The sequence below is a fragment of the Kluyvera georgiana ATCC 51603 genome (assembly GCF_001654985.1).
Taxonomy (GTDB): Bacteria; Pseudomonadota; Gammaproteobacteria; order Enterobacterales; family Enterobacteriaceae; genus Kluyvera; species Kluyvera georgiana.
The window spans coordinates 66,334-77,356 of sequence record NZ_LXEU01000062.1 but is presented as its reverse complement, the minus strand read 5'-3'; the positions used below and the strand labels follow the sequence as shown (position 1 = coordinate 77,356).

Below are 11,023 nucleotides of genomic sequence, written 5' to 3'. Positions count from 1 at the left end.
TTCCGATAGCGACTCCGATTCCGACAGTGACTCCGATTCCGACAGCGATTCAGACTCCGACAGCGACTCTGATTCCGACAGCGACTCTGATTCCGACAGCGATTCAGACTCCGACAGCGACTCTGATTCCGACAGCGACTCGGATTCCGACAGCGACTCCGATTCGGACAGCGACTCTGATTCCGACAGCGACTCGGATTCCGACAGCGACTCTGATTCCGACAGCGACTCTGATTCCGACAGTGACTCCGATTCTGACAGTGACTCCGATTCTGACAGCGACTCTGATTCCGACAGCGACTCTGATTCCGACAGCGACTCTGATTCAGACAGCGACTCCGATTCGGACAGCGACTCCGATTCCGACAGCGACTCTGATTCCGACAGCGACTCTGATTCCGACAGCGACTCGGATTCCGACAGTGACTCCGATTCTGACAGCGACTCGGATTCCGACAGCGACTCGGATTCCGATAGCGATCAGGAAAACACCAAATTAACCATTGATGTGAAGCTGGAGGATTCTAAAGTAAATCCGGGACAGCCCGGAGAGAGTAAAGTATTCCATGTTAATGGCGGTGCATCAGATCCAAGTGGGCTTGGTTTTGACGTTGTTGACGGGAAAATTGTGGCGATAGGTGAAAACGTTCGCGTATGGCTATCGCCATCCGACCCCGTTCCGGAATGTGTTGGCGATAATGCGAACGCCAAAGAACAGATCATGTTTTATGACAACAGTAACGTCCAGGCCGGTAAGAGTGGCGAAAGCTACAGCGATATTTTCGTGGTGAGTACCGAGGCCGGTTACACGGGTAACAACGGAAAATTTAACGAATTAACAGGTGTACAGGGCAACAAGAGCACTGATGGATCGGGCTATAAAGATTACATCTTCCTTGTGGGCTACGGTGAAAGCTATAAGCTCAGTGGGGGTAAATATTCTGACGGAAAACTGAATAACCTTTCTGGTATCGAAATTAAGGATAGCACCAGTGGTAACACGATGCTGAGTTCCGGTACCAACCACCTTGAAGGTGTTATCTACGGCGATGGGTTATCCGAATATTCCGGTGATACCGAAGGAAGCTGGGATATTACGCTCAAAATTGATATTGCCCTGAATAGTGCAGAAAGTGATGAGACTTTACTCTCCCTCACTCTGCATAACATTCCTGAGGGAGCCACGTTTAGCGGCGATGGGCTTTCTAGCTATACATACGATACTGCAACAAAAAGCTATACATTGACATTCGATGAAGGGGTCACGAGCTACGATGGCAAGATGACCATCCGTGTGCCTGATGGCGCAGAAAACCTGAAAAACATCGTTATGGATATTGAAACCTCCGCAGGCGAGGATTACCACAGTGATGCTTTCACCAGCGATGGCGGTTTTACTGATACCGTAGAATATGATGACGACGGTAATATTATTGACCCAGACGTCAATTCTGACACCGAAGAGTGGGCCGATGCTATTGCCATGACGGCCATGGCGGACGCCGCTATTGACGCAACTCCCCAGGAAGACGTCCATACCGAAGACCACACCCTGCAACCAACGGACAGCGACGATGGCCAATATGCTGAGGATGATACCTCAACAGATACAACCGACTCTGTCCAGGACACCGCAGACAGTAGTGAGGCCCCACAGGATACCGATGCAGAACACATCGATAATCCGCTGGCTGATAGCGACTCGTTGAACCCCGATAACTTCAACGATGGGCCTGATAGCCAGGTCACCGATACCTCTCAGGCGCACGAGGAGAGCGCAGAAACGGAGGAGCATTCGCTCAGTACGCTACTGGACAATACTGACGGTGACACGCTCCATGAAACAGAAACCGCCAGCGAGGAAAGTCACCTCAATAGCGAAAGCAATGAGTCTGGACAAGAAGCCACCATTATTATTCAGGATGAACCGTTGTCATTCAGTGATATGATCGACGGTGATAATAAGGATCTCTCCAGCCTCATTCAAACAACGGAGACAACGGAAACGGCAGAAACACCGAATGACGTTGAACATGTTCCAGCGGAAGGCGGCGATACGGATGACAATCAAACCTGGGCCAGCAATGACCCTGATGATTTGATTGCGAAGCCAGAAGTCGAAGCCTGATGCATAACGTCATGGGGCTGTGATCAGCCCCATGTTCGTCAACACCTGGTTGACTTTTTGTCTAATGACATGACCTCTGGTGGATTAAGCCACGAGTCAGGGAAATGAACGTAAGGAAAGGACGTCATGATGAACAAACACATTCGGATATTAACAGGCCTCTCTCTGCCATTACTGTTTGCCAATACGGTTAGCGCAGCAACGCTTGAGCAAGCGGTCAAAGACAGTTTACTGTGGCATCCGCAGGTAAGCGCGTCGGTCAACAGTCGCTATTCTGCCGACCAGGATTTGCGCGCGGCCAAGGGCGGGTATCTGCCGACCCTGGATTTGTCGGCAGGCACCGGTTGGGAACAAACCGATAACTCATCGACTCGCGCGGCGGACGATCATCGCCGTAACCTGCATCGCAGTGAGTCCAGCATCAACCTGCGACAGAACGTGTTTAACGGCTTTGCCACCTCCAGCGAAGTCGCTCGCCAGAAAGCCACCGTTAACTCGCGCGCGTTCTCGGTGATGAACACCAGCGAAGTGACGGCACTGGATGCTATCCAGAGCTATCTCGACGTGCTGATGCGTCAAAAGATGGTGAAACTGGCGCAGGATAACCTGAAAAGCCACGAACGTATTTTCGATCAGATTCGTTTACGCACCGAGCAGGGCGTAGGCCGTACCGCCGACTATGAGCAGGCGCAGGCTCGTCTCGCGCAGGCGAAAAACAACCTGCTGACCGAGCAAACCAACCTCGAGGACGCACAGGCCAACTACTACAGCGTGGTCGGGAAAGAAGCCACAGGTCTGTCGATGCCGATGACCACGAAGATCCCGGCCTCACAGGCCGAAGCGCGTAAGCTGATGCTGGAAAACAGCCCGCTGCTGAAACAGGCGGACTCCGATGTGGAAGCCACCCGTCAGCAGTACGAAGCGGCGAAATCCCGCTTCTATCCGAGCGTCAATATCGACGTTGGCCGCCGCATGGATAACAACGTTGACGGCACGCGCGGTCATGACCAGGAGTGGCAGGCCATGGTTCGTATGAACTACAACCTGTTTAACGGCGGCAGCGATCAGGCGCAATTGTCATCTTATGCCTATAAAATGCAGGAAGCGCAGGACGTGAAGCGCAACGCCCTTCGCCAGCTGGATGAAGAGCTGCGGCTGTCGTGGAACGCCTGGCAGAACGCCAAACAGCAGGTGCCGATCGCCAAAGATTATGCCGATCGCAGCGCCGTCGTTCGTACCGCATACCAGGAGCAGTTCAGCATCGGCGAGCGTAGCCTGCTGGATATGCTGGACAGTGAAAACGAAGTGTTCAACGCCCAGCGTCGCTACGTTGAGATGCAGTTCACGGAGATGTTCACCACCTACCGCATCAACGCGCGCATCGGCGATCTGTTAAAACAGCTGAATATTCAGGCACCGTCTGCCGCGCAGCCGGTCGAGGTACAGCAAACGGCACACAGTAATTTACCTGACCTGAAGTAACTGATTTTGGACCTGCGGGTTATCCCATCTCACGATGGGATAACCCATTATATTCTTTAGCCTTAGCGATTTTTTTCGCTGGTATATAAGGTCGGATTATGGCGTCTTATACTGATCCACTTGAGCAAGCAAATACCTCTACTGATGACCACATCAGACTCGACCCACGTCAAAACCATGATGACCCCTTACTCGATTCGCTGATGATTGTGTGCAAACTGCACAACGTCATCACCAGCCGAAATGTGTTAACCGCCGGTTTACCGCTTGAAGCACACCGATTGACCCTGAGCGCATTTCCGCGCGCCGCTCAGCGCGCGGGGCTAAAAGCGCGTGTACTACAGAGGCCGCTGGAAAAAATTACCGCCCTCTCGCTACCGGCCATCGTGCTACTCAAAAACGATCAGGCTGCAGTGCTGATCGGCTGGGATGATCAACAGCGCGCCCGCCTGCTGTCCACCGAAACCGAAGGTGGCGAAACGGTGCTTGAGCGCGAAACGCTGGCGGAGAACTACAGCGGGAAAACGATTTTTATTCAGCCGGGACATGAGTTCGGCAGCCAACCCACGGCGACCATTCCTCGCACCAAATCCTGGTTTAAAGACACGCTAAAACTGTCGAAATACCTCTATCTGGACTCTATCGTCGCCAGTTTTATCATCAACGTGATCGCCATTGCCACGCCGCTGTTCGTCATGAACGTCTACGACCGCGTGGTACCCAATCAGGCAACCGCCACCCTCTGGGTGCTGGCAATCGGTATTTCGATCGCCTTTATTTTTGATCTAATACTGAAGGTATTACGCGGTATCTGCCTCGATCTGGCGGGTAAAAAGACCGATCTTATCGTCTCTGCTGCGCTCTTTGAGCGTCTGCTGGGTATGAAGATGAAAGAGCGCCCGCTGCGGGTCGGCGGCTTCACGCAGCACTTCCAGGAATATCAGTCTGTGCGTGATTTTCTCTCTTCACTGACGCTGACGGCACTGATTGACCTCCCGTTTACCTTATTGATTTTGCTGGTGATTGGCATTATCGGTGGCCCACTGGCCTTTGTGCCCCTGCTTTGTTATCCGCTGGCATTGCTCGTCAACTGGATGATGCAGCGTCCGCTGCTGGCGCAGGTGCAAAAGACCTATCGCCTTTCCACCGAGCGTCAGGCCATGCTGGTTGAGACCGTCACCGGGCTGGATGCGATTAAGGTCAACAACGCGCAAAGCGAACGCCAGTACCAGTGGGAACAGATTATCGGCCAGCTCAGTAAGCTTGAGCTGCGCGTCAAATCGCTCTCTTACGTGGCGGTTAACTTCACCGCCTGGATTCAGCATATCTCAGGCGTGGTGCTTATTGTCATCGGGGTTTACAGCATTATTGACGGTAATCTCAGTACGGGGGGTCTCATCGCCTGCTACCTGCTCAACCGCCGCGCGATGATGCCGATTGGTCAGCTCTGTAGCCTGATCACCCGCTACCAGCGCGCCAAAATGACTAAAGCGACCATCGATCGCATGATGGATCTGGAGCAAGAGGTCGAAGAAAACGAAGTGCCGCTGAAGCGCGAGACGCTGACTGGCGCCATCGAATTTCGCGACGTCAGCTTCCACTATCCGCAAAACCAGTACCTGTCACTCAACGGTATTTCGTTGAAAATTGAGCCGGGTGAGAAGGTCGGGATTATTGGCCGTAGCGGCTCCGGCAAAAGCTCGCTAGCCAAGCTGCTGGTTGGCTTCTACCAACCCAACGGCGGTACCATCCTGATTGACGGCATCGACGCCCATCAGCTCGACGTCAATGATGTACGCCACAATATCGGCTACGCGCCGCAGGATATCCACCTGTTCAGCGGCACGCTGCGCGACAACCTGTTAAGCGGCGCCAGCTACGTAGATGAAGAGACCATGCTACGCGCCGCCACGCTGGCAGGCGTGCATGAATTCGCTCGCCGTCATCCGTCCGGCTATAACATGCAGGTTGGCGAGCGCGGGATGAACCTTTCAGGCGGCCAGCGACAGGCCGTGGCGCTAGCCCGCGCGCTGCTGCTCGACCCGCCGGTGCTGCTGATGGATGAGCCAACCAGCTCTATGGATAACACCAGCGAAGACCTGATTAAAAAGGCGCTGGCGCCGATGGTGAGCAACAAAACGCTGCTATTGGTCACCCACCGCGCTTCGCTGCTCACGCTGGTTGACCGACTGATCATCCTCGATAATGGCAAAATCATCGCCGATGGTCCGAAAGAAAGCGTGATGAACGCACTGAAGAAAGGACAAATTCATGCGCAACGCTAACCGACTTACCCGCCTGATGAAGTGGTTGTTTGGCGACAAAAACGCGTCAACGCTCACTGCTAACGAGGTGAACAAGGCGCTCATTGATGACTCCCCGCGCGTAGTACGCATCACCCTGTGGGCTATTCTCGGCTTCTTTATCATCATGATTGCCTGGGCATCACTGGCCGATATTGATGAAGTTACGCGTGGTGACGGCAAAGCGATTCCCTCCTCGCGCCTGCAAAAAATCCAGAACCTGGAGGGCGGTATTGTCGCCGAGGTATTTGTGCACGAAGGTGAAGTGGTAAAAGCCGGCGCGCCGCTGCTGCGTCTGGACGATACCCGTTTTCGCTCTAACGCTGGCGAGTCCGAGGCCGATCGTCTGGCGCTGGAGGCGCGCATTCAGCGTCTGACCGCGCAGTTGGATAATAAAGAAACCCTCACCCTGTCGCCGGAAATCCTCAATAAAACGCCGGATATCGCCAACGGCGAAATGGAGCTGTTCGCCAGCGTCAACAAGCGCATTCAGAGCGAACTGTCCGGGCTGAACGAACAGCTGGTGCAGAAGAAACAGGAGCTGTTGGACTATCAGGCAAAAGGCGCACAGTACCGCCGCAGCCTGGGTCTGTTGCAGCAGGAAATCAGCATGTCTGAGCCACTGGTCGCCAAGGGTGCGATTTCCAAAGTGGAAGTTCTGCGTCTGCGTCGTTCTGAAGTCGAAACCCGCGGACAGCTTGAGTCCGTGACGCTGGCCGTCCCCAGAGCCGAAGCGGCGATCAAAGAGATTGAGAGCAAAATCAACGAGACGCGTGGCCGCTATCGCAGCGAAGCGCTGTCGCAGCTCAATGAGGCACGTACCGAGCTCAGTAAAATCGAGGCTTCCGGTAAGGCCATTGAAGACCGGGTTAACCGTACGCTGGTGACTTCGCCGGTACGCGGTATCGTGCAACAGCTGATGGTCAACACCATCGGCGGCGTCATCCAGCCGGGGAACGACCTGGTGGAAATCGTGCCGCTGGACGATACGCTGCTGGTCGAAGCGAAAATCCGCCCACAGGACATTGCATTCTTACGCCCCGGGCAGGAAGCGATGGTCAAATTCACCGCCTATGACTACACCATCTACGGCGGCCTGAAGGCCAAGCTGGAACAGATAAGCCCCGATACGGTCACTGACAAAGACGGTAAGAGTTTCTATGTCATCCGTCTGCGCACCGAAAAAAACCACCTGGGCAGCGACGAGAAACCGCTGATTATTATCCCGGGGATGGTGGCGTCGGTGGATATCATTACCGGTAAGAAAACCATTCTCTCCTACCTGCTGAAGCCGATTCTGCGCGCGAGAGCAGAAGCGTTCCGCGAACGTTAAGCATAAAAAAACCCGGCGTACTGCTGTACGTCCGGGTTATCGCTCGTTAAGTCGGTCGGCGCCACCGTCCGGCAGCGCGGAAGACGTTACTCGTTAATCTTCGGATGCTGCATCACCAGCTGCGAGCGTTTCTCCTGCAGCGCGGCAATTTCCGCATCGATATCTTCAATCTTGTGCTCAATATGGTCGTGATGTTCCTGAAGAATCTCACGCGCTTCCTCAATGTCCGATGCCGCAGGCGTCGCGCCCTTCAGCGGACGGTTGGCGGTCTCTTTCATCATCACGCCGGTAATCAGGCCTATCACCGCAATCACCATCAGATAGTAAGCCGGCATCATCAGGTTCTGCGTCGACTCCACCAGCCAGGCCGCCAGCGTAGGCGTCAGACCCGCCACCAGCACCGAGATATTAAAGGCGCTGGCCAGCGCGCTGTAGCGGATGTGGGTTGGGAACATCGCCGGTAACGACGACGCCATCACCCCGGTGAAGCAGTTCAGGATCACCGCGAGCAGCAGCAGGCCGGAGAAAATCAGACCAATGGAGTTACTGTTAATCAGGATAAATGCCGGAATCGAGAACACCAGCAACGCCACGCTACCCACTACGACAAATGGGCGACGGCCAAAGCGGTCACTCAGCAGCCCCATCACCGGCTGCACGAACAGCATACCGATCATAATGGCGATAATAATCAGCACGCCGTGGTCTTCGGAGTAGTGCAGGTTATGCGACAGGTAGCTCGGCATGTACGTCAGCAACATGTAGTAGGTGACGTTGGTTGAGATAACCAGACCGATACAGGCCAGCAGGCTACGCCAGTGCTTGGTGGCAATTTCTTTGAACGAGACTTTCGGCCCGTCCTGTAAACCCTGACGGTCGCCCTGCTCCAGCTTATCCACGTGCTGCTGGAACGCTGGCGTCTCTTCCAGCGCATGACGCAGGTAGAGACCGATAATCCCCAGCGGCAGCGCGACGAAGAACGGAATACGCCAGCCCCACTCGAGGAAGTTCGCTTCACCCACTGCCGTCGAGAGCAGAACCACCAGCCCTGCGCCCATCACAAACCCGGCGATAGAACCAAAGTCCAGCCAGCTGCCCATAAAGCCGCGCTTACGGTCAGGCGAGTATTCCGCTACAAAGATTGATGCCCCGGTATATTCGCCCCCCACAGAGAACCCCTGCGCCATTTTACACAGCAGCAGCAACACCGGCGCCCAGATACCAATGGTCTCATACGACGGAATAAGGCCAATACAGAATGTACTGAGCGACATAATAATAATGGTGATAGACAGAATCTTCTGTCGACCGTATTTATCCCCTAGCATCCCGAAAAACAAACCGCCCAACGGACGTATCAGGAAGGGAACAGAGAAGGTCCCCAGCGCGGCAATCATCTGCACGCTTGGGTCAGCGTCCGGGAAGAAGACTTTACCCAGCGCGTAGGCCACAAATCCATAGACCCCGAAATCGAACCACTCCATCGCGTTGCCCAACGAGGCTGCGGTGATTGCTTTGCGTAGTTTGGCATCGTCGATAATGGTGACGTCACGTAGCGTGATCGGTTTTACTTTTTTCCTTCTAAGCATGGTTTTCCTCGTTCAATTTCGCCTTGAACGCACACCCAGTGGGGGCAAACGGCAAGGCGTTTGCGAAGGTGCGTAAAGGGAACCGTGGCAAGTCTGGTTCCGTTTATCCAAGCGTAGCAGGTTTGCATGTCGGCGTTGGAGTATGTTCTCCGACAATCAAACCTGTTGGGCCTGATGGCGAGTCAGTTAATCAGGTTCCTCTCGAAAAATATCCCGCAGAGAGGCAATCCTATTTACCCTAACAGCGATTAATATTGTGATCAACTTAACAAAAGAGTGACACCCGCCACAACGGCGAAATATTTCGCTCACCTTCTCCTTGCCGATTATCGCCTCACCAGTGGAAAAATCTGGCAAACCGCCTCCTTTTCCCCCTCATTTAAGAAAAAAAATATTTCAGAATATTTCACAAAGAATTCACAGCCCAATTCAATTTCACCATAGCGCATTTCTCATTTATAAAATGTGTGATCTATATAAATAAAACATAGTTTTATTTTCATTGAATCAGCATTCCAATAAATGCATTATAGCGTCCGCAACAACTTTAAACATGCCAGAAAACATCTTCTTATCCGGAGTGCGCTGGCATGGAAACACCAGACGATAGCAACATAATTAACTGAAATTATTATACTTAATCTCTTCTACCGTCAGAAGGCGGTACGAGGCGAGGATGCCAGATGAAAATTAAAGCAACAATGGAACGAATCCCTGGCGGGATGATGCTTATCCCGTTACTGTTAGGCGCGGTATTAAATACCTTCGCACCGAGCACCGGCGAATATTTCGGATCTTTCACCAAAGGCATGATCGGCGGAACGGTGCCCATTCTGGCCGTCTGGTTCTTCTGCATTGGGGCATCCATTGATTTACGCGCCACCGGCACGGTATTACGTAAATCCGGTACGCTGGTACTGACCAAAATCGCCGTGGCATGGGTTGTGGCAATGATTGCGGCCATGTTCATTCCGGATACGGGTATTCAGACCGGTTTCTTCGCCGGACTTTCCGTTCTGGCGATCGTCTCTGCGATGGATATGACCAACGGCGGCCTGTATGCCAGCCTGATGAATCAGTATGGTACTAAAGAAGAGTCAGGCGCTTTCGTCCTGATGTCGCTGGAATCCGGCCCGCTGATGACGATGGTTATCCTCGGTTCTGCAGGCCTTGCTTCTTTCGAGCCGCACCATTTTATCGGCGCCGTCCTGCCGTTCCTGATTGGTTTCACCCTCGGCAACCTGGACCACGACCTGCGTACTTTCTTCAGCAAGGCGACGCCGGTACTGATTCCGTTCTTCGGTTTTGCGCTGGGTAATACCATCAACCTGAGCGTGATTCTCGACACCGGCCTGCTGGGTATCGTACTGGGTGTTGCCGTCATCGTTATCACCGGTATTCCGCTGATTATCGCTGACCGCGTCATCGGTGGCGGTAACGGCACCGCAGGCGTCGCCGCCTCTTCCGCAGCGGGCGCTGCCGTGGCAAACCCGGTGATTATTGCGCAGATTAACCCCTCGTTCGCCCCGGTTGCCGCTTCCGCCACGGCGCTGGTTGCCGCCAGCGTGATTGTCACCGCGATTCTGGTGCCGATTATTACCGCGCTGTATGCGAAACGTTATGGCGCGCCAAAATCGGCAGACTCTGAAACACAGGTGATACCGGAGTCCGCGCACCACTAATCGGTTCCCTCTCCCCGCTGGGGAGAGGGAGTATTTCCCCACCATTCCTCATCCCGTCCGGGATAACACCGACAAATGCAGGGTTTTATTGTATAATCAGGGCTATTTTCGGCGATTTGCCGTTTTTTCAGGCCCTTGCCTTTCGCACTGCACTTTTGAGGAAACACTCCATGTCATTACCCCATTGCCCACAATGCAACTCCGAATACACCTACGAAGACAACGGCATGTTCATCTGCCCGGAATGCGCGCATGAGTGGAACGATGCTGAACCCGCGCAAGACAGCGACGCGCTGATCGTCAAAGACGCTAACGGCAACCTGCTGGCCGACGGCGACAGCGTCACCGTCGTCAAAGACCTGAAGGTCAAAGGCAGCTCTTCCATGTTGAAGATCGGCACCAAAGTGAAAAACATCCGCCTGGTCGAAGGCGATCACAACATCGATTGCAAAATCGACGGTTTCGGCCCGATGAAGCTGAAATCTGAGTTTGTGAAAAAGAACTGA

7 protein-coding genes are annotated in these 11,023 nt (G+C 53.7%); 6 read left to right on the top strand and 1 reads right to left on the bottom strand.

Translation table 11 applies throughout. The features are described 5' to 3' along the window. The 4 genes from M989_RS26385 to M989_RS15285 form a co-directional block, all read left to right on the top strand. On the top strand, positions 1-2,128 hold a 2,128-nt coding region (locus M989_RS26385), incomplete at its 5' end, for a hypothetical protein (RefSeq protein WP_209438769.1). Between the two features lie 129 nt (positions 2,129-2,257). Next, positions 2,258-3,610 (top strand): TolC family outer membrane protein, encoded by a 1,353-nt coding sequence (locus tag M989_RS15295; RefSeq protein ID WP_064546768.1) that lies wholly within the window; start codon positions 2,258-2,260, stop codon positions 3,608-3,610. Positions 3,611-3,708: 98 nt separating this feature from the next. Further along, positions 3,709-5,895 carry a type I secretion system permease/ATPase gene (locus M989_RS15290; protein WP_064546758.1) on the top strand — a complete coding sequence of 729 codons (2,187 nt, stop codon included), beginning with the start codon at positions 3,709-3,711 and terminating at the stop codon, positions 5,893-5,895. A gap of 16 nt (positions 5,896-5,911) precedes the next feature. Next, a complete protein-coding gene (locus M989_RS15285) occupies positions 5,912-7,246 on the top strand; it encodes an HlyD family type I secretion periplasmic adaptor subunit (protein ID WP_064546766.1) in 1,335 nt (444 codons plus the stop codon). A gap of 86 nt (positions 7,247-7,332) precedes the next feature. Here the strand turns inward: M989_RS15285 and proP are convergent, their stop codons facing one another. Then, positions 7,333-8,835 carry a glycine betaine/L-proline transporter ProP gene (proP, locus tag M989_RS15280; RefSeq protein WP_064546756.1) on the bottom strand — a complete coding sequence of 501 codons (1,503 nt, stop codon included), beginning with the start codon at positions 8,833-8,835 and terminating at the stop codon, positions 7,333-7,335. A 683-nt stretch (positions 8,836-9,518) separates the two neighbouring features. Here proP and kdgT point away from each other — a divergent pair. After that, a complete protein-coding gene (gene kdgT / locus M989_RS15275) occupies positions 9,519-10,517 on the top strand; it encodes a 2-keto-3-deoxygluconate transporter (RefSeq protein ID WP_064546754.1) in 999 nt (332 codons plus the stop codon). A 170-nt stretch (positions 10,518-10,687) separates the two neighbouring features. After that, positions 10,688-11,023, top strand: coding sequence for a zinc ribbon domain-containing protein YjdM (locus M989_RS15270; protein WP_064546752.1), 336 nt, complete (start codon positions 10,688-10,690; stop codon positions 11,021-11,023).